Raw genomic sequence first — 25,591 nt, forward strand, 5'->3', positions numbered from 1 at the left:
GACGATGCTCGCTAATTCACAGGGGCATGCGGGCGGCCATAGGGGTGGCTTGCGCGAGTTGAGAGGACCTGCTATGGAGATATCGCACGAGGCGAGGGAAGCCGTGGTTTAGGGCTAATGCCGGGAATTAGCAATAGGGATTGCTGGTTTGCGATGGGCAAATAAGTAATCGCCGGGAGCATATGCTCCCGGCTTTTTCGTTTAGAAGCCCAGGTCTTCTGCGATGAGAATGACTTTAATGCGGCCAGCGTGGCGGCTATGGCGCGTGATGACGGTGTTGCAGCACATGCAGCCCGGCTCGTGGCACATGCCGCATACACCTACCGTTTCGCAGGGCGTGCCTGTGTGCAGGCGGGCGGCGTTCGGCGGGCACGCCATGGTGCGTACGCGCTTGAGGCCCTCTTCAACGTCCTTAGCGATTTTATTCATGCCCACGAGCACAATAACGTGCTTTGGTCCAAACGAGAGGCATGCTACGCGGTTGGAGTTGCCGTCGATGTTCACGAGCTCGCCTTTGAGCGTAAGCGCATTGGCGCTCATGAAGAAGAAATCGGAATCGAAGTGCTGCAGATAGATGGCTCGCTGCTCTTCGGGCGTGGTTGCTTTCGCGCGGTCGAGCATGGTGTAGGCGCCCGCTTCGAGCATTTCCTTCACGCCGGTTTCCTTGAAAGTCTCGGTGCCGCCCCACGCGATGCTCGAGCCTTCGGGCACAAGGGACTTCACGAGCTCGCGCGCGTCGGCGGACGTTTCACAGAAGTAGCCCTCCATTCCAGCTCGCTCAAGATTCTTGATAATCGTTTTCGACGTGGTGGCAAAGGCGTCTTTGCGAGGATCGGCCATGATTCCCCCTTGGTTTCGGTAACGAATGCATCATGTGCATTGTCGCACCTTTTTCTGGTACAAAATATCTTTCTCCCGTTTTTCCAGGTCGTAGGGAAAAGAAGGCGCATTTGCCATGCGTCTTCGAAAAAAGTTGAAAATAATGCTTGCACCGAAGGGGGAAAGTGCGTAATATACATTTTCGCGCTGCGGCGCACGAAAGAAATGGGCGTTTGGCTCAGGGGGAGAGCGCTTCCTTCACACGGAAGAGGTCATAAGTTCAAATCTTATAACGCCCACCATTTCATTCCTCGGTAGCTCAACGGCAGAGCACTCGGCTGTTAACCGATAGGTTGTAGGTTCGAATCCTACCCGGGGAGCCATTCAAAATTTGAAGCCGCCTTAGGGCGGCTTTTGATTTCGCATATTCCTCGGTAGCTCAACGGCAGAGCACTCGGCTGTTAACCGATAGGTTGTAGGTTCGAATCCTACCCGGGGAGCCATCCAAAACTTCGGGCTCGTGCAATGCGAGCTCTTTTTGTATCTTGCTCGATTCTGCAACATTTTCGCCCCGTCTATCGTGTGCAACATATGGCGCATTCGTCGAGGCCTCCCTCAAAGAATCGTCTGAAGCATTTTCGCTGCTATACTTCTGATTTACGACTTCGTAACAGTCGTGCTGTGTTCGATTCAAAGAAGGGTGACTGCCGTGGAAGGCAAGCACGCATCTCAAAATAAGCAACAAAAACCGCATCGCTCTGAGGCATTCCCTCAGTTGGACAAGGCAGAAAGTGCCGCTCATGCGGCGAAGCCCTCCATGTCGTCCGATTTCGATTTGGGTTCAATGAGCGGTGGCGTTAATCCGGTTCAGACGAGCGGCCACGGTCCCCATCGTTTTAGCGCGGCCCCCGATGCGGCTTACCCGGGGGGCAAGGTTCCGGGCGGAACTGCTGGTTCCCAGAAGTTCGCTGAAGGGCGCAGGCGCAACCCTGCTGCAATTGCTGCGCTCGTCGTTGTGGCGCTTCTGCTTGTCGTGTACGTCGCGGGCGCCGTTGTATTCATGGGCCGCTTCTACCCGAACACCACGTTGGGCAATTTCGATTTGTCCATGAAGCCGTTCGACCAAGCTGTCGATGAACTCGAATCGGCCGAGAAATCATACGCGCTTTCGATTTCGGGCGAGGGCTTTTCTACGAATATCACCGCGAAGCAGGGTGGCATTCAGCTCGATTCCGACAAGGTGATTGCTGCCGCGAAGGGCGGCATGAATCCCGCGCTGTGGTTTGTGAACATGTGGGGTACGCATGACGCTACCGAGAATCTGACCGCTTCGGCCGACTCGACGGCGCTTCGCAACCTGCTCACTGAGGAAATCGAGGAATTCAACGCGGGTCAAACTGCTTCCGAAGATGCCGCGATCGTCTACGACGCCGAGTCGCACAGCTACATAATCCAGCCCGAGGTCAACGGTTCGCAGCTCGATGCGGAAGAAGTCGTGCAGCAGGCGATCACCGCCATGCTCAGCATGCAAGACACGCTCAAAATCGGCGATGACGTGGTTATCAAGCCCCAGGTGCTCTCGACCGATTCTCGCCTGATTCAGGGAACCGAAGCCGCGAACAAGCTTGTCGCGTGTGACGTGACGCTTGTGGCGCAACTCGCCAATACGACGGAAGACATCACGCAAATCAATGCCGATGTGATTTCCCAATGGGTAACCTTCGACGAAAACTACGCTCCCGTCTTCAACGAGGCCGTTATGAGCGAATGGGCGAACGCCCTTGTTGCCTCGCTGAACACGGTAGGCTCCACGCGAACCTACACGCGTGGCGATGGCAAGCAGGTGAGCGTGAGTGGCGGCGATTACGGTTGGGCCGTTGATACCTCGTCGCTCGTGTCGACCATTGAGGACGCCGTTACCAACGGAAGCCAAGGCGAAATCTCTGTACCGTGCTCGCAAACGGGCAACGGGTTTACGGCGCCAGGCATGGATTGGGGCGCCTATTGCGACGTTGACCTTACCGAGCAACATGCGCGCTATTACGACGCGTCGGGCAACCTGCTTTGGGAGTCGGGCATTGTTTCGGGCAAACCCGGCGGTGGCGATGCGACCCCTACGGGCACCTATTATCTTAAAACCCACCAGAGTCCCTCGATGCTGCGCGGTCCGAAGAAAGAGGATGGCAAGTACGAATGGGAATCTGAGGTGCAATACTGGATGCCGTTTGTGGGCAATCTGGTAGGCCTTCACGACGCCAGCTGGCAGCCTTCTTCGGTATTCAGCAATCCCGATGCTTACAAGACGTACGGCAGCCATGGCTGCGTGAACCTGCCCACCGATAAGGCGGCCGAGATTTACGGCATCATTCAAAACGGCGACCCGGTTATCGTGCACTGGTAAGCGCCACTATGTAATGCAATTATCGCAGGCCGCCTTTCGGGGCGGCTTGCTTGCGCCAAGACGCAAGGCGCGATAGAGGAAGAGGCAACGCACATGATTATGCAGGTAGAGCATCTCACGAAAAGCTTCGGCGGCAGAACGCTATTCTCCGACGCGTGCTTTCGCCTTGAGGCCCATGATCGATTGGCGCTGGTGGGCCCGAATGGCGCGGGCAAAACTACCATGTTGAAGGTCATTACTGGGCATGAAGATGCCGATTCGGGCAATGTGGTGTTCGCCAAGGGTGCCGTTGTTGGCTATTTGGAGCAGGAAGCCATCGAGATGGAAGACCGCTCCATTTTCGACGAGGTTATCTCGAGCCAGCAAGAAATTCTCGAGGCCGAGCAGCGCCTCCATGAGCTCGAGGTGAGCTTGAACGAAAATTCCACTCCCGAGAAGCTTGCCGCGTGCGGCCGTGCGCGCGAGCGCTATGAGGCACTCGGCGGGTACCGCCTTGAATCACAGGTGCGCAGCGTGTTGTTCGGTTTGGGCTTCAAGGAAGATGACATGGCTCGCCATACCGGCGATTTCTCGGGAGGCTGGCAAATGCGCATCGCGCTCGCCAAGCTGCTTATTCGCAAACCCGACTTGCTCCTGCTCGACGAGCCCACCAACCACCTCGACCTTGAAAGCGTGAAGTGGCTTGAGGGCTTTTTGCGCGGCTACGACGGCGCGGTTGTCGTGGTAAGCCACGACCGTGCCTTTATGGACAACATGGTCGATCGCGTCGCCGAGATTGATGCCGGCCGTCTTGAGCTGTACAAGGGCAACTATTCCGCGTATCTGAAGCAGCGCGATGAGCATATCGAGCGCCTTCGTCAGCAGGCCGAACGCCAGGCTGAGGAAATCGCGCATATGGAAGCCTTTATCGAGAAGTTCCGCTACAAGCCCACGAAGGCCAAGCAGGTGCAAGACCGCGTGAAGAAGCTCGAGAAAATCGAGCGCATCGTGGTGCCTCAGGAAAAGAAGACCGTGCACTTCAACTTCGTGCAGCCGCCGCGCACGGGCGATATGGTGGTGCGCTGCAGCGGCGTGGTCAAGCACTTCGGCGAGAAGCATGTCTACGATGGCCTCGATTTGTCGCTGTATCGCGGCGAGAAGGTCGCGCTCGTCGGCCCGAACGGCGCTGGCAAGTCGACGCTTCTGAAAATGATCGCGGGCGTGCTCGCGCCCGATGCGGGCACCATCGAATACGGCGTGCACGTGTCGAAAACCTATTTCGCCCAGCATCAGCTTGAAGAGCTCTACCCGGGCAACACCGTGTTCGAGGAGCTCGACCACGCTGCCCCTGGTTGGACCATGAGCCAGGTTCGCAGCCTTCTCGGCGCGTTCTTGTTCACCGATGACGCTGTCGACAAGCGCGTGAGCGTGCTTTCCGGTGGCGAGAAATGTCGTTTGGCACTTGCGAAAATGCTCGTGGCGCCCGCTCCGCTTCTGTGCCTCGATGAGCCTACGAACCACCTCGATATCGCGAGCGCCGACATTCTTGAGCAGGCGCTCAACCGTTTCGAGGGCACCGTACTGCTCATCACGCACGACCGCCACCTCATTCGCAACGTCGCGAACCGCATTATCGAGGTCGTTCCTGGCAAGGTGACCGTGTATGACGGCGATTACGACTATTACCTGTTCAAATCGGGCCAGCTTGAAGGCGGAAGCGACCTTTCGGCGAGCTCGCTCGACGATTTCTTGAACCAGCCCGAAGGCGAGGTGCACGATTCAGCGTCACGCTCCAAGGCGAAATCGAAAAAGGCGAAAACCACCGTATCGGGGAACGATCGCCGGAAGGGCGCGCCCGCAAAGCCTGCTGAGCCGCTTACGGCCCCGCGTGCGAGCGCACCGAAAACGAAAGAGCAGAAGCGCCGTGAGGCCGAAGCCCGTAATCGCGCATATGCGGCGCTCAAGAATCATCGCAAGCGTATCGCCGAGCTCGATCGCCAGCTCGAGCGCGACAATGCCCGCATGAAAGAGCTGCTCGAGCTTATGGCCGACCCCGATTTCTATATCAATGAAGCGGAAAGTTCCGATGCCATCGCCGAACACGGCAAACTTAAGGCGCGCATCGCCGCTGCGGAAGAGGAATGGTTCTTGCTCAACGAAGAGCTCGAAGAAGAAATGCGCAAGCAGCAGGAGCAGGCGTAACCATGCTGAATATCGTTCTCGTTGAACCTGAAATCCCCCAGAACACGGGCAACATCGCGCGCACGTGCGCATGCATCGGCGCGCGGTTGCATGTGGTGGAGCCGGCGGGCTTTCGCATTACCGAGCGCAATCTGCGCCGCGCGGGCTGCGATTACTGGAACGACGTCGAAATCGTGCGCTGGGCATGCGCCGAGGAATTTTTCGAAGCGCACGCTGCCGATGAGCTGCATCTTTTCACGGGTCATGCGAGCACGACGTTTGGTGAAGTGGCGTATTCCGACGAATGCTATTTGGTGTTCGGTCGTGAGAGCCGTGGGCTCGACGAACGTTGGATGGAGCGTTTCGCGTCGGCCTGCGTGCGCATTCCCATGCGCGATGGCATGCGCAGCTTGAATTTGAGCAACGCTGTGGCCATCGCGGCGTTCGAGGCTTTGCGACAAAACGGCTACCCTTATTTACAATAGTGTGGCAGTCTGGCTAAAGCGAGAGTTTTGATATACACTATCAAATTACTATGTTTAGCCAGTCATACATCATCTACATCATCATTAGCGTCCTGTGCTTCGTGCCCGCCATTGTGTTGCATGAAGTCGCGCACGGCTTTGCTGCGCACAAACTCGGCGACCCAACTGCGAAAAGCCAGGGCCGTTTGAGTCTGAACCCGCTCAAGCACGTCGACCCGTTCGGCACGGTGCTCATGCCGCTGCTGCTCATGGCCATGGGCGGTCCGGTGTTCGGCTACGCGAAGCCCGTGCCTTACAACCCTATGTATTTCAAGAACCTGCGCAAAGGCGAGGCCATTGTCGGCTTGGCTGGTCCTGCGGCGAATTTGCTCATGGCGCTCGCCTCGGCTTTTGTCGCCTGGATTCTGTACCCGTATGCGCCGGGCCTCGTGGGTTCAAATGAGGTGTTCGAGTACTTCTATCTCATGTTTTTGCCCATGTTCACGCTCATCAACCTGTATTTGATGTTCTTCAACCTCATTCCGATTCCGCCGCTCGATGGCTCGAGCATCATTGCGCTGTTCCTTAACGATAAGCAGCTGCGTTCGTATTACCGCATTCAGCAGTACGCGTTGCCCGTGTTCATGATCGTGATCATTTTGGTGCCGTACCTTTTCAACGTGAATCCCATCGGCATATATCTCGATGTCACGGCGGGCAATTTGGCGAATTTCTGCTTCCCGTTCAAAATCTACTAGCGGTGCAGCGTGTCGTATCGCGTACGCATAGAGAGCTTCGAAGGGCCTTTTGACCTGCTGCTCTACTTAGTGAGCCGTCAAAAGGTCGATATCGGGTCTATCTCAATCACAGAAATTGTCGACCAATACGTGGCCTATATCGATCGCATGCAAAAGCTCGATCTAGATGTCGCGAGCGATTTTCTGCTTGTGGCGTCGACATTGCTCGACATTAAAGCCGCCTCGCTCATTCCCAGCGAGAAAAGCGAGGTCGAAGACGAGCTTGAGGAGCTTTCCCCGAATGAAGCGCGAGAAATTCTCATCGAAAAGCTCATCGCCTATAAGCAATATAAGAATGCGGCCGCAGCCCTGAAAAGCCGCTTCGAGCTCGAAGGGCGCATGCATCCGCGTCTTTGCGGCCCTGACCAGGAATTTTTGGGAATTATGCCCGATTATCTGGAGGCGACCACGCTCGATTCGCTCGCGTTTTTGTGCGCCGAGGTCATGGCGCGGCGCGAGGTGTTCCTACTCGAAAGCGAACATATCGCGGCGAAGCCCATTCCCGTGGAAACGCATGTGCGCGCAATCCATAGGCGTATCAGCATGCGTAAGCGCATGATGTTCAGCGAGCTTTTGGAGGCGGCGCCCACCTTGCAGCTGCGCGTGGTCAATTTCCTGGCGATACTCGAGCTGTACAAGCGCGGCATGGTTTCGCTTGAGCAAACGGGCTCGTTCGCCGACATTCGCATCGACTATATCGAAGGCAGCGGCGAGCTCGTCTTCACCGAATCTGATGAGGAGCAATGGACGTAATGGAAGAGCATGGGGAAGTGCAATCGCCCGATATTTCCGGAGCCATTGAGGCGTTGCTGTTCGTGAGCGACGAGCCAGTGGGCGCGCTTACGATAGCCGAGATGCTCGAGGCCGATCTGAAAGCCGTCGAAGCGGCCCTCGATGCGATTCGTGCGCGCCTCGAGGCAGAAGATCGCGGCGTCCAGCTGCGCGAGGTTGCGGGCGGTTGGCGCTTCTATACGCACCCGCGCCACCATGGGCTTATCGAGAAATACGTGCTGTCGTGGGACACGCGCAAGCTTACGCAGGCGGCTCTGGAAACGCTTGCCGTCATCGCGTACAACCAACCTATTACACGCGCTGGCGTGACATCGGTGCGCGGCGTGAATTCCGACAGCCCGATTAATTCCCTTGTCGAAAAGGGTCTCGTGCGCGAGGCGGGACGCGATAAGAATGCGCCCGGCCAGCCGATTCTCTATGCCACATCGCGTACGTTCTTGGAGAAATTCGGCCTTGCGTCAACGCGCGACTTGCCGAATTTGGAAGATTTTGCGCCCGACGAGCAGAGCCGCGAGCTCATTCGCGAGCGTTTGGGCGCCACGCGCAAGGCCCACGAAGAGCAGGCCGCGACGCTTTTCGATGACGATTTGACGCTCGATTTGGGCCTTGACGAAAGCGAGCGCATCGTGGGCGATTTCGCGCCTGCGATTGAAGGCGGGGAAGGCGACGAGCTCGCCGCAGCATCGAATATGGGCGACGCGATCGCCCAGGCTTTCGGCATGCCTGAATCGGTATGGTCGGTCGATGAAGGCAACGAAGAAGCCGCGCGAGGCGCTGAAGGTGATGCACACGGTGCAGAAGCCGACGTTCGCGACGTCGAGGGCGACGCGCGCCGCCGCAGAAGCGATTTGGCTGGCGCCGAAGATGGCGCTTGCAATACCGAAGACGCTGCGAGCAACGACGAAAGCGAGGCCTAGCCGATGAGCGACCCCAAGCCCACCCAGTTTGGCCCGAACGGCGAGGCCATTGTTCCCATGCGCCTGCAGAAGTTCCTTGCGCGAGCGGGCGCCGCGAGCCGTCGCGGAAGCGAAAATCTCATGACTGCGGGCCGCGTGCGCGTGAACGGGGAAGTGGTGACCGAGCTCGGCAGCAAGGTGGATCCGCTGTGCGATGTGGTCGAGGTCGACGGCGTGATCGTGCGCCTGTTCGATTCGTCGGTCACTATCATGCTCAACAAGCCCGCCGGCTATTTGACCACCATGTCCGACCCTCACGGGCGTCCCTGCGTGGCAAGCCTTGTGCCTACCGATCGCTTTCCTGGGCTTTTCCCTGTGGGGCGCCTCGATATGGACACCACGGGTCTTCTGCTGTTCTCGACCGACGGAGAACTCGGAAACAGCTTGCTGCACCCGCGCCACCATGTCGATAAAACGTACCATGCGCGCGTCGCGGGCATTATGTCGCAAGAGCAGGCGCAAACCCTTGAGCACGGAATCGAACTCGATGACGGCCCCACGTTGCCCGCCCAGGTGCGTATCGAACGCATCGCCAAAGGCAAAACCGATGTGGAAATTACCATCCATGAAGGCAGGAAGCGCCAGGTGAAACGCATGTGTTCGGCAGTCGGCCACGAGGTGCTGCAGCTGCATCGCTCGAACTTCGGACCGCTTGCCTTGGATGGCCTGCCAGAAGGGCAATGGCGCGAGCTCAGCGATGCTGAGGTGAAAGCCCTTCGCCAAGCCGCTGGCATGGAGTACAAGGCGTGCTAGAATTTCGATAGGCAACCAGCCGTTGCCGTTCGCCTCGGACTTCAAGCTCTGTTTCGGGCAGGTCCTGGCTCGCGCGAAAGCCACATTACGTGGCTTCCGGCTCGTGCGGAATCTTGCGTATCGCGAGGTTCGAGGTGAACGGCAAGGCGCAGAATCACTTGTTTGCGTGCGCTCCCCTCGGGCCGCTAGATTCCGCACGAGCAGAACAGCACCTCATGTGCTGTTCGTCGCGAGCGGGACTTGACCGAAGCGGATCAAGGGGAGCGAACGCAAACGACAGGATTGGTGGATTCGCGGGAATGAGGAGGGGCGATATGACTGCCCAGGAAAACCTTACGACTATCGAGCCGGTTAACGGCCCGCTTATCGGCAGCATCTCGGTGCCGGGCGACAAATCCATTTCGCATCGCGCGGTGCTTTTCGCGGCGATGGCCGAAGGCACCTCGCGCCTTTCGGGCGTGCTCGATTCTGAAGACGTGCGCAGCTCCCTTGGCGCGGTAAGCAAGCTCGGCGCCAAGGTGAACTTGGAAAAAGCTCCCGATGGAAGCCTGTATGGCGGCATCACGGGTTGGGGCGCGAAGGGTCCCATTGCGCCTGGCGAGCCAATCGATTGCGGCAATTCCGGCACCACGACGCGTTTGCTCATGGGCATTCTTGCCCCGTGGGATATCGAGGTTGAGCTCACCGGTGACGATTCGCTTCGCCGCCGCCCCATGCGTCGCGTTTCGGGCCCGCTTTCGAGGATGGGCGCGAAGTTTTTGCCTGAAGGCCAAGACACGCTGCCGCTCACGATTCGTGGCACGCGCAACCTCAAGGCGCTCGATTACGATGCGCCTGTTGCGTCGGCCCAGGTGAAAACCGCGATTCTGCTCGCTGGCCTTTCCGCCGATGGCACCACGCGCGTCACGGAGCCTTCGCCGAGTCGCAACCATACCGAGCTCATGCTGCCCGAATTCGGCGCCCATACCACGGCTGCTTCGGGTGTCGCGGAAGTCGTCGGCCCCACAACGCTTAAAGCGTCCGAAGTCGTGGTTCCGGGTGACCCGTCTTCGGCGGCGTTCATCGCGTGCGCTGCCGCCCTTATTCCGGGCAGCGCCATTCAAATCGAAGGCGTGTCGCTCAATCCTGCTCGCATCGGCTTTTTGCGCACGCTCGAGCAAATGGGCGTCGACGCATCGCGTCGCAGTGTGTCGTCGTCGGGCAAGGAACTCTCGGGCATCATTTCGGTGCAATACTGCGATAAGCTCCACGGTTGCGAGGTTCCCGCTGATAAAATTCCGTCGCTCGTCGACGAAGTCCCCGTGCTCGCGCTCGTCGCGGCGCACGCGAAGGGCATCACGGTATTCCGCGGCGTCGATGAGCTGCGCGTGAAGGAAACCGACCGCGTGGCCGCTGTTATCGACGGCCTTACGAAGATCGGCGTCGACGCCTGGGCCGATGGCAGCGACCTGTTCATCGAGGGCAACCCCGATTTGGTGATTCCCGAAGGCGTGAAGTTCGAAACCGGCAAAGACCATCGTCTCGCCATGACATGGGCACTTGCGGGTCTTTCGGGCAATTGTCCCGTTCAGGTTGCCGATTTCGAGTCGTGTGCGGTAAGCTACCCCGCGTTTCTTTCCGACATTCGCTCGCTTGTTCGTGAGCGCTAGAAAGGCAAACTATTCATGATTATTGCTATTGACGGCCCTTCTGGAGCCGGTAAGTCGACTGTGTCCAAATCGGTCGCGAAGGCGCTTGGCTTCAACTGCCTCGACACGGGTGCGATGTACCGAAGCATCGCATGGTATGCGCTCGAGCATGGCGTCTCTCTTGAGGATTCTGCCGCTTTGGGCGAAATTGCACGCGAGCGTGCGATTTCCTTTTCCCATGAGCCGGGCAATCCAGCGCCGAAGCAGGTGTTCATCGATGGCGTTGACGTGACGAGCGACATTCGCACGGCACGCATCGACAGGTCGGTGAGTTCCGCCTCGAAGCACTCCGAAGTGCGCGAGGCACTCGTCGATCAGCAGCGTCGCATCGGCTCGCAGGGCGATTACGTGGTCGAGGGTCGCGATATTGGCACGGTCGTGTTCCCCCGGGCTGAAGTCAAGGTATTCCTTACCGCAAGCAACGAAGAGCGCGCGCGTCGCCGCGTGGCGCAAAACGAAGCTCGTGGCATTGGGTCCGTCGATTTCGATGAGGTGCTCGCTGACATCGTGAGGCGCGATGAACTCGATTCCGCCCGCGAGACCTCGCCGCTCGTTGCCGCCGCCGATGCGAAATGCATCGATTCCACCGGTTTTACGATCGACGAAATCATCGAGCAAATCTGCGATATGGCGCGCGCTGCTGGCGCGAACGCATAGGAGGAACGCGTGTTTCTCGCATACAAAGACATGTGGGATATGCCCATCGACCCTGTTGACGGGCTTGAAAAGGTAAGAGAAGGCGAGAGCGCCCCGAAGCGCGTCGGGCACTTCGTTGGCAACATCGTGTACGCGATTATTTTCATTGCGTTCAAAATCGCCTTCCGCTACAAAGTCGAAGGTATCGAAAACCTGCGCCAGTTCGATGGCAAGCGCGGCGCGGTGGTCATTGGCAACCATGTTTCCTACCTCGATCCGGCGTTTTTGTGGATTGCTGCACGTCCGAAGCAATGGGTGCGGTTCATGGCGCGCGACAACATGTTCGCCAACGCCGGCGGCCTTGCGGGCCAGGTGATTTCGCGCGTCGGGGCGTTTCCCATTAAGCGCGGCTCCGCCGACCGTGCGGCGATCAAGCGCGCATCGGTCATGCTGAAGCGCGGCGAAAGCGTAGGCATTTTCCCTGAAGGCACGCGTCGCGGCCGTGGCACGGCCGAGCCGGAATTGCACGGCGGCGCGGCGTTTATCGCGCGCATGGGCAAGGCGCCCATCGTTCCGTCGTCCATTCGCAACGTCGATGCCATTAAGCGCAAGGGCGAGCGCATGCATTTTCCGAAGGTCACGGTGGTGTTCGGCGCCCCCATTTACCTGGAAGATTTCGACTTCCTGCCCAAGGAAGACCGTCTCGATGCTGTTTCGTGGTACGCCATGCGCGAGTGCTATGCGCTTCGCGACGATGTGAACCGCGAGGACGTGGACATGAAAGCCCTGTTCCCCGAAGCGCGCGATTTTTCCGCTGAACTTGCGGGGAAAGTGCTCTCGCGCCCGCTTGCCTAGCGCATGCTCGCCTAGGCGGCAATCCGATGGGCTTCGAACGCGTCATGTCGCGCGAGCGGAACGTCGCGCTTCGCCTGTTATTCGATAAGAAAAAATGCCGGGGTCGCGCAATGCCCCGCCAAACAAGGAGGATGTGCCCGTGGAAGTGATTCGCGCCAAACATGCTGGCGTTTGCTACGGAGTCGAGCGTGCGCTCGATATGGCAAACGCTGCCATGCTCGACGATGAAGACACCTATACGCTTGGACCCTTGATCCACAACCCCAAGGTTGTCGAAGAGCTCGACGCCAATGGCGTGCACGTTGCCGCATCGCCCGATGACGTGCAAGAGGGCATTGTAATCATTCGCAGCCACGGTGTGGAGCCTGACGTGCTCGCGACGTTGCGCGAACGAGGGCTTACCGTCATTGACGCGACGTGCCCCCATGTGGCCAAGGCCCAGCGCTCCGCTGCGCAGCTTCGCGATATGGGCGGTACCGTGGTGGTTGTGGGCCGCGCCGACCATCCCGAGGTGCGCGGGCTGTGCGGTCATGCGGGCGAGCGCGCTGTCGTGGTTGCCAATGCCGACGAGTTGCCCGATGAGCTTGTCGAGCCCGTTGGCGTTGTGGTGCAAACGACCCAAAGCACCGAAAAGCTCGAATCGGTAGTCGAGGCTATTCGCGCGCGCGGCATTGAGCCTACCGTGAAAAACACGATCTGCTTCGCGACGCGCCAGCGCCAGGAATCGGCCGCGCGCCTTGCTGGGGAAGTCGACGCCATCGTTATCGTGGGCGGCAAGAACTCGTCGAACACCACGCATCTCTTCGAGATTTGCAGGGCACACTGCGAGAAGTCCCACTTCGTGGAAGGCGCCGATGAACTGGACGCTTCGTGGTTCGAGGGCTGCAAAACCGTGGGTGTGACTGCTGGCGCCTCAACCCCTGCCGATCAAATCCAAGAAGTGGTGGAATGTTTGGAAGCAATGTAATTGCTTCTCGTCGCATGTGTTTCCTGCTAAAATCAGTCTGTTGGTCTGCGCATTCTCGCATTGCGGGGTGCGCAACGACAGATTAAGGAGCAACCACGCTATGAACGAAACTGGCTCTGAACTTCGCGGCTGGACGCGCCGCAATTTCTTGAAAGCTGCCGGCATCGCGGGATGCGCGATGCTTTTCCCTTGGCTGGCATACGCCGCCGAATCCGATGAATTGAACGCGAAAGCCGACGAACTCGCCGCGTCTGCCGCCTCGAAGCAGGCTGAAGCCGACGAAATGAAGGCCAAGCTCGATTCTCTTCAAACGCAATACAATGAAGCGCTCGAGCGCTACAACACCGCAAACGACGCCCACGAGGCTGCCGTTGCTGCCATGGATGCCGCCCAGCAGCGCATCGATGAGGCCCAGTCGCTCATCGAAAGCACGCGCAACCAGCTGGCCAAACGCGCGAATTCGATCTATCGCGAAGGCAGCATGAGCATGATCGACGTCATCTTCGGTTCCCAGTCGTTCGACGACTTCGTTACCAACTGGGATTCCGTTGAGCGCATCAGCCAGCAAGATGCCGCATTGGTGCAGCAGAACAAAGACGCCAAGGCTGAAGCCGAGGCGGCCCATGCCGAATACTCCAAGCAGGAAAAGGTCGCGGCGGAAGAGCTCGCCAACGCCAAGGCAGCCAAGGAAGAGCTGGAAACCGCTCAGGCAGCCCTGCAGAAGCAGTACGACGACATGAACAGCGATATTTCCGCCATTCTCGCCGAGGCTGAGCAAACGCGCATGAGCGCCGAAGAGGCCAAAAAGAAGGAAGAGGAAGCTGCGGCGGCCGCCCAAAGGGCCATTCAGCAGAGCTCGTCAAACTCCAGCTCGTCGAACAGTTCTTCCGCGAGCTATTCCGGCAGCGTTTCGGGCTGGGTGAACCCGGCTCCTGGCAAGTATGTCACGAGCGGTTTTGGCTGGCGACCCTCCATTGGCGACTTCCATCAAGGCGTCGACCTTTCGAGCTCGTATGAGCCTGTCTACTGCATGGCTGATGGCACGGTTACCACGGCCGGTTGGTTTGGCACGGGCGGCATCGCCGTTACGGTCGACCATGGCGGCGGCTTGGTAACGTGGTACCTGCACAATTCTCAGGTACTCGTTTCGGTTGGCCAGCGCGTTTCCGCCGGCCAACAGATTTCGATTTCTGGCAGCACGGGCTTCTCCACCGGCCCCCACCTGCACTTCCAAATCAATACGGGGTGCAGCAATGGCGTAACGGGCACGGCCGTGAACCCGGCGGCCTATTTCGGCTGGTAGCATTTATCGAATGTGACATTTTGCGGGCGGCGTGCGGCCGCCCGCTTTCGTATTGAGGAAAGGAGTGTGCATGGCAGAGAGCCGCTATGTGCACGAATATCCGGGTGCGCCCGAAGGCGGCGGCGAAATCATCAGCGTTGCAGAGGGCTCGCCGTTCGATGACGCGGGCTTCACGCCGGGCTGTCGTATTCTTTCCGTCGACGGAAACCCTTTGCGCGATGTGCTCGACTGGCGGTGGTATGCCGATGGCGAGGAAATCACAGTTGCGTACGTCGATACCGATGGCGAGGCGGGTGAGGTCGACCTCTTCCGCGACGAGGGCGAAGATTGGGGCATCGAATTCGACGGCGCCGTGTTCGATAAAATCAAAACGTGCCGCAATGCCTGTGTGTTCTGCTTCATGCGCCAGCTCCCCGAAGACGCGCGCGCTTCGCTCGTGCTGCGCGACGACGATTGGCGTCTGAGTTTTCTGCAGGGCAATTTCGTCACGCTCACGAATTTGACCGAAGACGATTTTGAGGAAATCGTCGAGCGGCATATCTCGCCTTTGCGTCTTTCGCTGCACTGCATCACGCCCGAGGTGCGCCGCAAAATGATCGGAAAGCATGCGCCGCATGGCATCGAGATGCTCGAGAGGTTGCTCGATGCTGGCATCGAGTTCGATGCTCAAATCGTGCTCACTCCCGGCTATAACGATGGCCTCGAACTGCAGAAAACGCTCACCTGGGCTTATATGCATCCTGGGATTCTGAATATTGGCATTGTGCCACTTGGATATACCAAGCACCAGTGCTCGTTCGAGAAGAGCTATAACGACGTCGATGCCGCTCTTGACGTGATTGACACCGTGGAGCCCATGCAAAAGCACGCCTTGGCCGAGCGCGGCTTTCCGTGGGTGTATTTGGCCGATGAGTTTTACTGCAACGCGTACCCCGACAGCCTGCTCGAGCACCTTCCGCCCACCGAACACTACGGCAACTTCGAGATGTTTGAAGACGGCATTGGCATCGTGCGCACGTCGGTCGACGAATGGGAATCGTGCGCCGAGCAACTCGAGCATTTGGCCGAAGTGCTCGAAGAGGAAGATGCGCGCGTGTACTACATCTTCGGCGAGGCACAGCGCCCCTGCATGGCTCGTTTGATGGAAGAGGCTCCCACCAAGGGCCGCCTGGTGCCGCTCGTGGTGAAGAACAACCACTTCGGCGGCAACGTCGACGTCACAGGCCTTCTGTGCGGTTTCGACGTGGCTATGGCGATTCGCGGCATTTCCGCTCGCGACTACGTGGTGCTTCCGAAGATCATGTTCAACTCCAACGGCTATACGCTTGATGATATGACCGTGGACGATATTCGCGACACGTCGGGCGTGCCCGTGACCGTGGTATCATGCAGCGTGCCTGAATACCTCGCCGAAATTGAAGAACTGGTCGTTGGCTATTAGGCGAAATTGCAAGTGTGTTGCGCTAGGCGCGATGCGGCCACGCCGCGAAACCCCATGCGCCGGTCCGAGCCTGGTGCTCGATTGGCGCTCATGTCGCAACCAATTATAGATTGAGGATCAACCATGGCTTTACCTGTCGTTGCTATTGTGGGCCGCCCCAACGTGGGCAAGTCCACGCTTGTCAACCGCATTGCCCGCAAGAACGAGGCCATCGTTCACGAAATGCGCGGCGTCACGCGCGACCGCTCTTATCATGAGGCCGATTGGAATGGTGTGCACTTCACGCTCATCGATACCGGCGGCATCGAGATGGGCGACGAGGACGCGTTCCAGAAATCCATTCGCGAGCAGGCGTTTGCTGGCGCGAACGAGGCCGACGTCGTGATTTTCCTCGTCGACGGCCGCACGGGCGCTACGCCCGACGACATCGAAGTGGCCCGCGTGCTGCGCAAGAGCGGCAAACCCGTGTTGCTTACGGTGAATAAGCTCGACAATCCCGATAAGGAAGACGAGGCCCTGTGGGAGTTCTACAGTCTGGGCCTGGGCGACCCGCGCCCCATTTCCGCTTCGCATGGCCACGGTACGGGTGACTTGCTCGACGAGGTCGTCGAAGAGCTCGCCAAGCTTCCCGAGCATGAGGAAGTTGAGGAAGAGGAAGTCATCAACGTCGCTATTATCGGCCGTCCGAATGCGGGCAAAAGCTCGCTCACGAACCGCCTTATCGGCGTCGACCGCTCTATCGTGAGCGATGTCGCCGGCACGACGCGCGATGCAATCGATACCGTGGTTGAGCATGACGGCAAGAAATACAAGATTGTCGACACGGCGGGCCTGCGCGCCAAGAGCAAAATCGACCAAGATGTCGAATACTACAGCTTCGTTCGCGCGATGCGCGCCATCGACCGCGCCGACGTGTGCCTGCTCGTGATCGATGCCACGCTCGGTCTTACCGACCAAGACCAGAAAGTCGCCGGCTACGCGCAGGAGCGCGGCTGCGCCATGGTGATTCTGCTCAATAAGCGCGACATCGTGGAATCGGGCGAGCAGCTCGAAGATTTGCGCGATCGCATTCACGACCGCATGATGTATGTGGGCTATGCGCCCGTTATCAGCATTTCGGCGCTCACTGGCAAAGGCGTGCTGCGCATTTGGGACGCCATCGACAAGGCATATGACGCCTTCAGCCGCCAGGTTTCCACGAGCAAGCTCAACGCGTGGCTCGAGGGCGTGCGCGAATTCGGCCACACCGTGCGCAAGGGCAAGGCGGTGCTGAAGCTGAAGTACATGACACAAACGCACATTTGCCCGCCTGAGTTCACGCTGTTCTGCAATCAGCCCGACTTGGTGCGTGAAAACGACAACTATCAGCGCTTCCTCGAAAATCGCTTCCGAGATACGTTCGATTTCGAGGGCACGCCCATTCGTTGGAAGTTCAAGAAGAAGGACTAGCGGAACATGATAGATGCATTGGTCGCGCTTGGCGTGTTTGTCGCGGCGTTTTTGCTCGGTTCGATTCCTTGGGGCCTCATTATTTCCAAGGTGTTTTATCACACTGATATTCGCGAGCATGGTAGCGGCAACATCGGTACTACGAACGCCATGCGCACGATGGGCAAAAAGGGAGGCGCCGCGGTATTCCTGCTCGATTTCGGCAAGGGTGTCGCGTCGGGCTTCATTGGCATGGGCGCGGCGTCGCTTTTGACGGGCGGCTTCGTCAGCTATGAAACCCTGCTCGGCGTAGCGACGATGGGCTGCACCTTGGGCCATATTTTCAGCCCATGGCTGGGCTTTCACGGTGGCAAAGGCATTGCCGTGGCCATTGGCGCGCTGTTCGTGTGCTGGGGTCCTGCGGCGGCGTGCATCGAGCTGTTCGGCATTTTCGCCGTGCTCGTCGTGCTTACGCGCTATGTTTCAGTGGGCTCCATCGCATCCGCTGCGCTGTGCCCGGTTATTGCATGCTTCCTGTTCTGGGGCGATTGGGGCGCCATCGCGTGCTATTTCGTCACGGGCATGACGGTCGTGTGGGCCCATCGTGGCAACATCGAGCGTTTGCGCGCGGGCAACGAGCGCCGCGTGGGTTCGAAAAAGTAACGTTCGCCGTTCTGACGAACGATGAATTATGCCGACGCTGCAAGCGAGCGATGCACTGCATCTTGGCTTTGAATCTTCGTCTTGCGGAGCTCTGCGACGCGGCGCCTTGATTTCAAGCTGATCTGTGGTACTTCGCTCGCTCTCGCTGACTATTGTCGGGCGCGCAGCTTTCTTTGCTGGAGGTCGAAATGAAGGTTTCGGTTATTGGCGCTGGGTCGTGGGGCACGGCTCTTGCCCACGTTTTGGGACTTGGCGGCAACGATGTGATGCTCTGGGCCCGCAAACAGGAAGTATGCGATGGCGTAAACGAGCGCCACGAAAATCCACGGTATCTTATTGGCTGCACGATTGATTCCCATGTGAAGGCATCGACGAGTTTCGAGGAAGTGCTTTCCGACACGTGCGCCGTGGTTATTGTGACCCCTTCGGCCGTGATTCGCCAAACGTGCGCGAACATCGCGCCGTACATCAACGGCGACACTCCTATCGTGGTGTGCTGCAAGGGCGTCGAAGAGGGGAGCGGCCTTGTTCCGGTCGAGGTGCTTGAGGCCGAACTGGGCAATGCGAGCCGCCTGGCGGCGCTTGCCGGCCCCAACCATGCCGAAGAAGTGATTCTTGGCATTCCTGCCGGCACGGTGATCGCCTCACAAAGCGAGCAGACTGCCCGCTTTTTCCAAGAGCTTTTCGCTACCGATGCCTTCCGCACCTACATCAGCGAAGATGTGATCGGCGTTGAAGTGTGCGCGGCTGCGAAAAACGTGGTCGCCATCGCGTGCGGCCTGTCGTATGGCATGGGGTATGGCGACAATACGGCGTCGCTTTTGATGACGCGCGGTCTGGCGGAAATGAGCCGCTTGGTCGCCGCGTGCGGCGGCATGCCCATGACATGCTTAGGCCTGGCGGGCGTGGGCGACCTCATTGCTACATGCACGAGTGAGCATTCACGTAATCGCACGTTCGGCTATCGTCTGGCCCAGGGCACAACGCTTGAGCAGTACAAAGCTGAAACCCATATGGTGGTCGAAGGCGCGCTTGCGTGTCGCACGCTCATGTCGCTCGCCGAATCGGTGGGAGTTGAGCTGCCCATTGCCGAAACCGTGCGTCGTGTGGTGTGGGAAGGGTCCAACTTGGAGCAGGCTGCCGCGCAGCTGTTCGGTCGCGAGTTGAAGCCTGAGTTCTATTAGACCACTCGAAGGCCGCGCGGCGAGGGGACAGTTTCAAAAGATGCGAGAATGAGCCCCTCGGTACATTCGGCGGCGTATGGCGGAATGAACGAGACGGATGATCCCTAGGGCAAATTTAGATCGCCTCGGGCGCTGCCCGCATCGTTTTATCGGGACGAGTCGAAGCATGATCGTGCCGCCCGATTGAATCGAAGCAAAAGAAAAGGCGCAACCAAAGTTGCGCCTTTGCGTTCTTGTCCTGGTGCTATTCCTTCGCGCCGTACTGCTCGTAGTACTTGTCGATGGCGGCCTTGATGTCGTCGTTGATAACGACCTTGCCGTCGATTTCGTGGTTGTGCAGAGCTTCGGTCACTTCTGCCATGCTCACGATGCTGGCTACGGGGAAGCCGTACTTCGCCTGGATTTCCTTCTGCGCGGTGGTTACGCCGCCCTTGCCGACCTCCATGCGGTTGAGCGACACGATAAGACCCTTGACCTCGACGTTTGCAGCGCCCGTCACAATGGGGTAGGTCTCGTCGATCGACTTGCCCGAGGTGGTCACGTCTTCGACCATGATCACGCGGTCGCCGTCGTTGAGGGTCGCGCCCAGCAGGTTGCCCGCATCGGCGCCGTGGTCTTTGGCCTCTTTGCGGTTGCAGCAGTAACGCACCTCTTTGCCATAGAGCTCCTGCAGCGCGATGGCGGTTACGACGGCCAGCGGAATACCCTTGTAGGCAGGGCCGAACACGACGTCGAAGTCGAGGCCGAAGTTGTCATGAATGGCCTTGGCGTAGTACTCGCCCAGGCGCTTGAGCTGCTCGCCCGTCACATAGGCGCCCGCATTCATGAAGAACGGCGACTTGCGGCCGCTTTTCAGGGTGAACTCGCCGAATTTGAGCACATCGCTTTCAACCATGAACTCGATGAATTCGCGTTTGTAATCTTCCATTCCGCTGAACTCCTTCGATTCGCGCCCGGCCCCAACGGCTGGGCTATAAACTATTCGCCATGATACCCGATTTGGTTCTATAATCGGCAGCGTTTAGCGTAAGGGCCGCAAAAGGCCATCGTCTGCGCGGTTTTTGACGCGGGGCGGATTATGACGGAAGGCGATAGCATGGGCGAATCCATCAAGCAAGACGTGTGTAAGCAATGGGTCGAGCGCGACAAGAAGGTGATTGCGCCGTGTCAGCACCTGTCGTATTTTCCGCTGGCGGTTGACCATGCGAAAGATTCCACGGTAGTCGATACCGACGGCAACGAGTTCATCGACTTCCTCACGAGCGCCTCCTCGCTGAACTTGGGGAGTTGCAACGAGCACATTACCGCGGGCATTCAGGAGCAGCTGGCGAAGTGCACGCAGTACACCGCGGCCTACACGTACAGCCCTGCGACGATCGAGTATGCCGAGCGCCTGTGCTCGGTGTTTCCCGGTCGTCCCGCTGAAGACGTGCGCATCGCGTTCGGCAACTGCGGTTCCGACTGCAACGACGCCGCGGTGAAGTTCGCGCGCGCCTATACCGGCCGCCGGAAGATCATCACGTTCATCAATGCTTACCATGGCTCTACGTACGGCTCCATCGCGCTTTCGTGCGTTACCACGCGCATGGCATCGAAAATGGGCCCGTTCATGGGCGATATCTACCATTTCCCGTTCTACGGCTCCGAAGCGCCCGACATGCCCGCCGAGTGGTATGTGAAAGAGATTCAGGAGGCATTCGACACGTATTTGCCCGCTGAAGAGGTGGCCGCGGTCATCATCGAGCCCGTGCAGGGCGACGGCGGCTTGAATTTGGCGAATGACAAGTTCATGCATGCGCTCTATGACCTGTGCAAAAAGTACGGCATTCTGTTCATTTCCGAAGAGGTGCAGCAGGCATTTTGGCGCGACGGCCATTGGTTCGGCATCGAATGCTTCGATGGCATCGTGCCCGATGGCGTCATCATGGGCAAATCCGTGGGCGCGAGCCTTACCTTGGGCGCGTTCATGGCCCGCAAAGACATTATGGAGAGCTTGCCTGCGCCGGCGCATCTGTTCACGCTTGGCGGCAACGCCATCGCGTGCGCGGCTGGCTGCGCGGCGTTCGACTATTACCAAACCGATGAATTCCAGGGCATTTTGAAGCGCAACGAACGCGTGATGCTCGAGCTTCTCGAGCAGACGATGGCCGACCACCCCAATACGATCGGTTTCATTCGTGGCGTTGGCATGTCCCGTGGCTTGGCTGTGGTGAAGAAGGGCGAAGACGGTTCTATGAAGGCCGATACCACGGGCACGTTCAAAATCGTGTATCGCTCTTACGAGTTGGGCTTGCTCATGATTTCGGTCGCCGACAATATTTTGCGCATTCAGCCGCCGCTTAATATCACCGAGGAAGAATTGCGTCGCGGCTTCGCGATTGCTAATCAGGCGATTTCGGAATATGAAGCGGGCGAGATTTCTGACGACGTGCTGGTAAACCAAGCGGGTTGGTAATCGTCGGCGCGCCTTTTTGCTGCGGTGCGACATATTTTCAAAAAAAGTTGAAAATAACGCTTGCGCGGCATGGGAGAGATGCGTATACTAACGTCTTGCGTTTGAGCGAAGAGCTCGAAACCGCAACGGGTTGTGGCGCAGTTTGGTAGCGCACTTGACTGGGGGTCAAGGGGTCGCAGGTTCAAATCCTGTCAACCCGACCAGCTTATTAGAGCAGGTCAGATGATAAAAAGTCTGGCCTGCTTTTTTATTTGTCTCGGGCTTGGCAGCGGCCTTGGCGTCGCATTGGTAGTAAATCGGGGCTTATAGGACAAAAATTTTCTGACAATGCGCAGTGACTCTGCTGCAATCAGGCCCCCTTGTCGCGTATTCAGCCAATTCGCAGCGACCCTGATGCAATTGTGATCCCTATCTCGCACATCTTGCCACGTTGGGGCTTTTCACGGTGCGATGATATGGCATTTGAAACGGCCTGTAAAAACAAGGCTTCAAGTGGGAAAACATTTCTCTCTTTCGAACGAAAAACTCGCTCGCTGGGTGTTACATTGCTCAGTGCAGTTGCAAGAGCGGTTTTTTGAAAGGAATGGCACATGGACAAGGAACTTCTTGCGGTAGCGGGCGGCAGCAAGCCGGCGGACGTCGTGATTTCGAACGGTCGCATCGTGAATGTGTACACAGGTGAAATCTACGATGGCGGCGTGGCGATAAGCGGTCAAACGATTGCCGCGGTCGGCGATGTGGATTACTGCATCGGCGAAGGCACGAAGACCATCGATGCCGAAGGCGCCTTCATTACGCCGGGCTTCATCGATGGCCATATTCATCCCGAAAGCTCCGACTTGGCCATTCGGCCTTTCGCAGAAGCGGTGCTCAAGCATGGTACGACGTCGATTATGACCGACCTGCACGAAGTGGGCGTGGTGAGCGGCCTTGAAGGCATAGAGGCGGTAATCGAGGAAAACCAGGCGACCGATTTGAACCTGTATTTCGTCGTGCCCTCCCATGTTCCTTTCTCGCCCGCGCTTGAAACAAGCGGCGGTTCCTTCAATCCCGAGATTATTCGCGAAGCGCTTAAGCGCCCCGACGCGGTAGGCATTTCCGAATGCGTTGGTCCTTATGTTCTGGCCGATTTGCCCGATCTTCTGGAATCCCTCGACGACGTTGCGGGCATGAAGGGCATGACCGCCCAAGGTCATTTGGTCGACATGAAGGGCGCCGATTTGAACAAGTGCGCAGCTGCGGGCATCTCAACGTGCCACGAGGCGCTTTCGGCCGACGAAATCATGGACCGCGCTCGCGTGGGCGTTCATGCGATGCTGCGCGAATCGTCGGCTGCGCGCACGCTTGCGCAGCAGCTCGAATGCATCGTGGGCAAAGACATCGATACTTCGATGATGAGCATCGTGACCGACGACCTGCATTGCTGCGACCTGAACGAGACGGGGCACCTCGATCACCATTTGAAGCTCGCCCTTGGCAGCGGCCTGCCGTTCGTGAAGGCTATTCAAATGGTGACTATCAACGCGGCGCGCGCGTTCGAGCTGACCGACATCGGCGCACTGGCGCCGGGCAAGCGTGCCGATATCAATATCGTGTCAGGCGATACGGCCGACGATTTCAACGTGGTGAGTGTGTGGTCGCGTGGCAAGCAGGTTGTCGACCATGGCGAAATGCTCGTGCATTACGAAATCGCCCAGCATGACCCGTGCCTGTTGAACACGATGACGCTTCTGAACCCCATCACGCCCGAGAGCTTCAAGATCGCGGCTCCCGAAGGCGCCACGCGCGTGAAGGCCACATGCATGGACACGCTGCCGTGGATTCCCATCACCCAGCCGCGCGAGGTTGAGCTCGCTTGCGTCGACGGCTACGTGGCGTGCGATGTCGACCAGGACGTGCTCTATATCGCGCAGGTTGAGCGTTATGGCAAGAACGGCAACGTGGGCAAGGCGTTTATGGGCGGCTTCCATATGACGAGCGGCGCCATTGCCTCGTCGGTGGGACACGACAATCACAACATCATCGTTATGGGCACGAACTTCGAAGACATGTCGATTGCGGTGAACCATCTCGTTGAGATCGGCGGCGGACAGTGCCTCGTCGACGGCGGCGAGGTTATTGAATGCGTCGAATATCCTATTTGCGGCTTGCTTTCCGACCTTTCGTGCGAGGAGCTCGCGGCGAAGAAGAGCGCGTTGAATGCGGCGTGCGCTGAGCGCGGCTGCATCATTTCCATCCCGTTCATGTTCCTGTCGTTCATTTGCCTGGCGGCGTTGCCCGCGTGCGCCATTACCGACCATGGGTTCATCAACGTGCTGACGCTACAAATTGAGGACCCCATCAAGGGCGTCGTGGAATAACGCGAGGGGGTTTCATGTCGAAGGAAGTGAAAAGCGCGTACTACGGCTCGTTTTTCCATGCTCCCGTGTATGGCGAATTCGAGTATTTGGAAGACACGCTTATCGAAGTTGATGGCGATGGCGTCATCGTGCGCGTCGTGACGAACGACGACCCGTGCAAGCGCGACCTTCTTGAGGCCTATCGCGATCGCGACATGCTCGTAGAGCTGGGAGAGGGGCGTTTCGGGCTGCCTGGCTTCGTGGACATTCATGTTCACGCTCCGCAATGGCCCCAGGCCGCGCTTGCGCTCGATGAGCCTCTGTATTTGTGGCTCGAGCAGCGCACGTTTCCCTTGGAGTCGAAATTCTCTGATATGGAATTCGCGCGCCGCGTGTACGGCGACCTCGTGGATGCTTTGCTCGCGCGCGGCTCGACGACCACGGTGTATTTGGGAAGCGCGCATTTGGAATCGAGCATCGAGCTTGCGGCGATTTGCGCCGAAAAGGGCCAGCGCGCACTTGTCGGTAAAACGGTCATGGACGACCCGGCTGCGAACCCCGAATATTATCGCGATGCTTCGCCTGCGCAGGCTGTCGCCGATACGGCAACGCTTATTAAGGAAGTCGAAGCTATTGGCCGCGCGAGCAAACAGGGCATTTGGCCAGTTATCACGCCGCGCTTCATTCCGAGCTGCACCGATGAAGTGCTGCGCGGTCTGGGCGACCTTGCGGCTTCAACGGGCGCCTACGTGCAAACCCATTGCAACGAGGGCCAATGGGAGCACGATGTGGTGCTGGAGCGTTTTGGGAAAACCGACCCGTATGCGCTTCGCGATTTCGGCTTGGTGAACGAACTCACCATCATGGCGCATTGTCCGTACGTCACGGAGGAAGAGGGCGAGATGTTCGCCGAGCTGGGCGTGGCGATTGCCCATTGCCCTATGGCGAATTCGTATTTCTCGAGCGCGGTGGCTCCGATCCAACGCTTCCGCAAGCAGGGCATTCACGTGGGTCTTGGCACCGATATCTCGGGCGGTTATAGCCCGAGCATGTACGAGAATATTCGCCAGGCGGTTCTCGTTTCGCGTCTTCTTGAAACGGGCGTGAATGCGATGCTGCCGCCTGATGAACGCGGCGGATTGGGCGAGGGCACGCGCGTGTCGATCGTGGAGTCGTTCTGGCTTGCTACGACGGGTGGCGCCGAGGCTCTCGGTCTGCCGGTTGGCACGTTCGAGCCGGGCCGTGCATTCGATATGCAAGTGGTCGATACCAAGCGGCCCGATTGCGACCTTACGGGCTTTGGCGTATTTGACAGCCCAATTGACCGCTTGGCTCGCATTCTGTATTTATCGACGCCCGATAATGTGCGCAAGGTTTATGCGCAAGGGCGCCTTGTGTGCGATAAGGATGCTCGATAGCGCGAGGAAGATGCGAGGTAGCGCGCATGGGCGCTCGAGTGCGCGACAAGGTTGCACAGTAGTACGGCACGA

General features: G+C 58.4%; 21 protein-coding genes and 4 tRNA genes. 23 read left to right on the forward strand and 2 right to left on the reverse strand.

Annotation, left to right across the window (positions count from 1 at the left end; all coding sequences use genetic code 11):
• Window positions 1-201: 201 nt before the first annotated feature.
• Window positions 202-840, reverse strand: coding sequence for a lactate utilization protein (locus Q0D41_RS00545; RefSeq protein ID WP_294373661.1), 639 nt, complete (start codon window positions 838-840; stop codon window positions 202-204).
• A 206-nt stretch (window positions 841-1,046) separates the two neighbouring features.
• Here Q0D41_RS00545 and Q0D41_RS00550 point away from each other — a divergent pair.
• The 19 genes from Q0D41_RS00550 (at window position 1,047) to Q0D41_RS00640 (ending at window position 19,307) form a co-directional block, all read left to right on the forward strand.
• Window positions 1,047-1,121: transfer RNA gene (locus tag Q0D41_RS00550), tRNA-Val, on the forward strand.
• Between the two features lie 6 nt (window positions 1,122-1,127).
• Window positions 1,128-1,202: transfer RNA gene (locus tag Q0D41_RS00555), tRNA-Asn, on the forward strand.
• Between the two features lie 45 nt (window positions 1,203-1,247).
• Window positions 1,248-1,322, forward strand: a tRNA-Asn gene (locus Q0D41_RS00560).
• Window positions 1,323-1,528: 206 nt separating this feature from the next.
• Complete coding sequence (locus Q0D41_RS00565) at window positions 1,529-3,220, forward strand: L,D-transpeptidase family protein (RefSeq protein WP_294373664.1); 1,692 nt, start codon at window positions 1,529-1,531, stop codon at window positions 3,218-3,220.
• A gap of 93 nt (window positions 3,221-3,313) precedes the next feature.
• The gene (locus tag Q0D41_RS00570) at window positions 3,314-5,401 is read left to right on the forward strand and encodes an ABC-F family ATP-binding cassette domain-containing protein (protein WP_294373666.1); all 2,088 of its coding nucleotides are present in this window, start codon (window positions 3,314-3,316) and stop codon (window positions 5,399-5,401) included.
• 2 nt (window positions 5,402-5,403) lie between these two features.
• A complete protein-coding gene (locus Q0D41_RS00575) occupies window positions 5,404-5,865 on the forward strand; it encodes a tRNA (cytidine(34)-2'-O)-methyltransferase (protein WP_294373669.1) in 462 nt (153 codons plus the stop codon).
• A 50-nt stretch (window positions 5,866-5,915) separates the two neighbouring features.
• On the forward strand, window positions 5,916-6,602 hold the full coding sequence (locus Q0D41_RS00580) for a site-2 protease family protein (RefSeq protein ID WP_294373670.1): 687 nt from the start codon (window positions 5,916-5,918) through the stop codon (window positions 6,600-6,602).
• Window positions 6,603-6,611: 9 nt separating this feature from the next.
• Window positions 6,612-7,394: a ScpA family protein gene (locus Q0D41_RS00585; protein ID WP_294373672.1), complete on the forward strand. Its 783-nt coding sequence runs from the start codon at window positions 6,612-6,614 to the stop codon at window positions 7,392-7,394.
• Window positions 7,385-8,350, forward strand: a complete 966-nt coding sequence (gene scpB / locus Q0D41_RS00590; protein ID WP_294373674.1) for an SMC-Scp complex subunit ScpB — start codon at window positions 7,385-7,387, stop codon at window positions 8,348-8,350. The genes Q0D41_RS00585 and scpB overlap by 10 nt, the downstream gene beginning before the upstream one ends.
• Window positions 8,351-8,353: 3 nt before the next feature.
• On the forward strand, window positions 8,354-9,142 hold the full coding sequence (locus Q0D41_RS00595) for a pseudouridine synthase (protein ID WP_294373675.1): 789 nt from the start codon (window positions 8,354-8,356) through the stop codon (window positions 9,140-9,142).
• Window positions 9,143-9,456: 314 nt separating this feature from the next.
• Window positions 9,457-10,791: a 3-phosphoshikimate 1-carboxyvinyltransferase gene (aroA, locus tag Q0D41_RS00600; RefSeq protein ID WP_294373677.1), complete on the forward strand. Its 1,335-nt coding sequence runs from the start codon at window positions 9,457-9,459 to the stop codon at window positions 10,789-10,791.
• Window positions 10,792-10,806: 15 nt separating this feature from the next.
• On the forward strand, window positions 10,807-11,487 hold the full coding sequence (cmk, locus tag Q0D41_RS00605) for a (d)CMP kinase (protein WP_294373681.1): 681 nt from the start codon (window positions 10,807-10,809) through the stop codon (window positions 11,485-11,487).
• Between the two features lie 9 nt (window positions 11,488-11,496).
• Entirely contained in the window at window positions 11,497-12,321 is an 825-nt protein-coding gene (locus tag Q0D41_RS00610; protein WP_294373682.1) for a 1-acyl-sn-glycerol-3-phosphate acyltransferase, read from the forward strand.
• Between the two features lie 139 nt (window positions 12,322-12,460).
• Window positions 12,461-13,288 carry a 4-hydroxy-3-methylbut-2-enyl diphosphate reductase gene (gene ispH, locus Q0D41_RS00615; protein ID WP_294373685.1) on the forward strand — a complete coding sequence of 276 codons (828 nt, stop codon included), beginning with the start codon at window positions 12,461-12,463 and terminating at the stop codon, window positions 13,286-13,288.
• A 100-nt stretch (window positions 13,289-13,388) separates the two neighbouring features.
• A complete protein-coding gene (locus tag Q0D41_RS00620) occupies window positions 13,389-14,591 on the forward strand; it encodes a murein hydrolase activator EnvC (protein ID WP_294373688.1) in 1,203 nt (400 codons plus the stop codon).
• Between the two features lie 70 nt (window positions 14,592-14,661).
• The gene (locus tag Q0D41_RS00625; RefSeq protein WP_294373691.1) at window positions 14,662-16,032 is read left to right on the forward strand and encodes a DUF512 domain-containing protein; all 1,371 of its coding nucleotides are present in this window, start codon (window positions 14,662-14,664) and stop codon (window positions 16,030-16,032) included.
• Between the two features lie 123 nt (window positions 16,033-16,155).
• Complete coding sequence (der, locus tag Q0D41_RS00630; RefSeq protein WP_294373695.1) at window positions 16,156-17,481, forward strand: ribosome biogenesis GTPase Der; 1,326 nt, start codon at window positions 16,156-16,158, stop codon at window positions 17,479-17,481.
• Between the two features lie 6 nt (window positions 17,482-17,487).
• Complete coding sequence (plsY, locus tag Q0D41_RS00635; protein WP_294373698.1) at window positions 17,488-18,123, forward strand: glycerol-3-phosphate 1-O-acyltransferase PlsY; 636 nt, start codon at window positions 17,488-17,490, stop codon at window positions 18,121-18,123.
• Window positions 18,124-18,311: 188 nt separating this feature from the next.
• Window positions 18,312-19,307: an NAD(P)H-dependent glycerol-3-phosphate dehydrogenase gene (locus tag Q0D41_RS00640; protein ID WP_294373701.1), complete on the forward strand. Its 996-nt coding sequence runs from the start codon at window positions 18,312-18,314 to the stop codon at window positions 19,305-19,307.
• Window positions 19,308-19,551: 244 nt separating this feature from the next.
• Here the strand turns inward: Q0D41_RS00640 and pyrE are convergent, their stop codons facing one another.
• Window positions 19,552-20,235 (reverse strand): orotate phosphoribosyltransferase, encoded by a 684-nt coding sequence (gene pyrE / locus Q0D41_RS00645; RefSeq protein WP_294373705.1) that lies wholly within the window; start codon window positions 20,233-20,235, stop codon window positions 19,552-19,554.
• 168 nt (window positions 20,236-20,403) lie between these two features.
• Between pyrE and Q0D41_RS00650 the strand changes: the two genes are divergently transcribed.
• The 4 genes from Q0D41_RS00650 to guaD all read left to right on the forward strand — a co-directional run bounded on the left by Q0D41_RS00650 (window position 20,404) and on the right by guaD (window position 25,519).
• Entirely contained in the window at window positions 20,404-21,762 is a 1,359-nt protein-coding gene (locus Q0D41_RS00650) for an aminotransferase class III-fold pyridoxal phosphate-dependent enzyme (protein WP_294373708.1), read from the forward strand.
• Window positions 21,763-21,888: 126 nt separating this feature from the next.
• A tRNA-Pro gene (locus Q0D41_RS00655) sits at window positions 21,889-21,965 on the forward strand.
• 387 nt (window positions 21,966-22,352) lie between these two features.
• Window positions 22,353-24,122 carry an adenine deaminase gene (locus tag Q0D41_RS00660; protein ID WP_294373710.1) on the forward strand — a complete coding sequence of 590 codons (1,770 nt, stop codon included), beginning with the start codon at window positions 22,353-22,355 and terminating at the stop codon, window positions 24,120-24,122.
• A gap of 14 nt (window positions 24,123-24,136) precedes the next feature.
• Window positions 24,137-25,519, forward strand: coding sequence for a guanine deaminase (guaD, locus tag Q0D41_RS00665; RefSeq protein ID WP_294373713.1), 1,383 nt, complete (start codon window positions 24,137-24,139; stop codon window positions 25,517-25,519).
• Window positions 25,520-25,591 lie beyond the last annotated feature (72 nt).

The sequence above is a fragment of the uncultured Slackia sp. genome (assembly GCF_934630525.1).
Lineage (GTDB): Bacteria > Actinomycetota > Coriobacteriia > Coriobacteriales > Eggerthellaceae > Slackia.

Coding starts and splice junctions, on each gene's coding strand:
- Q0D41_RS00640 (WP_294373701.1), top strand. CDS start 18,312: ATGAAGGTTTCGGTTATTGGCGCTGGGTCGTGGGGCACGGCTCTTGCC.
- Q0D41_RS00620 (WP_294373688.1), top strand. CDS start 13,389: ATGAACGAAACTGGCTCTGAACTTCGCGGCTGGACGCGCCGCAATTTC.
- Q0D41_RS00660 (WP_294373710.1), top strand. CDS start 22,353: ATGGACAAGGAACTTCTTGCGGTAGCGGGCGGCAGCAAGCCGGCGGAC.
- plsY (WP_294373698.1), top strand. CDS start 17,488: ATGATAGATGCATTGGTCGCGCTTGGCGTGTTTGTCGCGGCGTTTTTG.
- guaD (WP_294373713.1), top strand. CDS start 24,137: ATGTCGAAGGAAGTGAAAAGCGCGTACTACGGCTCGTTTTTCCATGCT.
- Q0D41_RS00595 (WP_294373675.1), top strand. CDS start 8,354: ATGAGCGACCCCAAGCCCACCCAGTTTGGCCCGAACGGCGAGGCCATT.
- der (WP_294373695.1), top strand. CDS start 16,156: ATGGCTTTACCTGTCGTTGCTATTGTGGGCCGCCCCAACGTGGGCAAG.
- Q0D41_RS00545 (WP_294373661.1), bottom strand. CDS start 840: ATGGCCGATCCTCGCAAAGACGCCTTTGCCACCACGTCGAAAACGATT.
- pyrE (WP_294373705.1), bottom strand. CDS start 20,235: ATGGAAGATTACAAACGCGAATTCATCGAGTTCATGGTTGAAAGCGAT.
- Q0D41_RS00650 (WP_294373708.1), top strand. CDS start 20,404: ATGGGCGAATCCATCAAGCAAGACGTGTGTAAGCAATGGGTCGAGCGC.
- scpB (WP_294373674.1), top strand. CDS start 7,385: ATGGACGTAATGGAAGAGCATGGGGAAGTGCAATCGCCCGATATTTCC.
- Q0D41_RS00580 (WP_294373670.1), top strand. CDS start 5,916: ATGTTTAGCCAGTCATACATCATCTACATCATCATTAGCGTCCTGTGC.
- cmk (WP_294373681.1), top strand. CDS start 10,807: ATGATTATTGCTATTGACGGCCCTTCTGGAGCCGGTAAGTCGACTGTG.
- aroA (WP_294373677.1), top strand. CDS start 9,457: ATGACTGCCCAGGAAAACCTTACGACTATCGAGCCGGTTAACGGCCCG.
- Q0D41_RS00570 (WP_294373666.1), top strand. CDS start 3,314: ATGATTATGCAGGTAGAGCATCTCACGAAAAGCTTCGGCGGCAGAACG.
- Q0D41_RS00575 (WP_294373669.1), top strand. CDS start 5,404: ATGCTGAATATCGTTCTCGTTGAACCTGAAATCCCCCAGAACACGGGC.
- Q0D41_RS00625 (WP_294373691.1), top strand. CDS start 14,662: ATGGCAGAGAGCCGCTATGTGCACGAATATCCGGGTGCGCCCGAAGGC.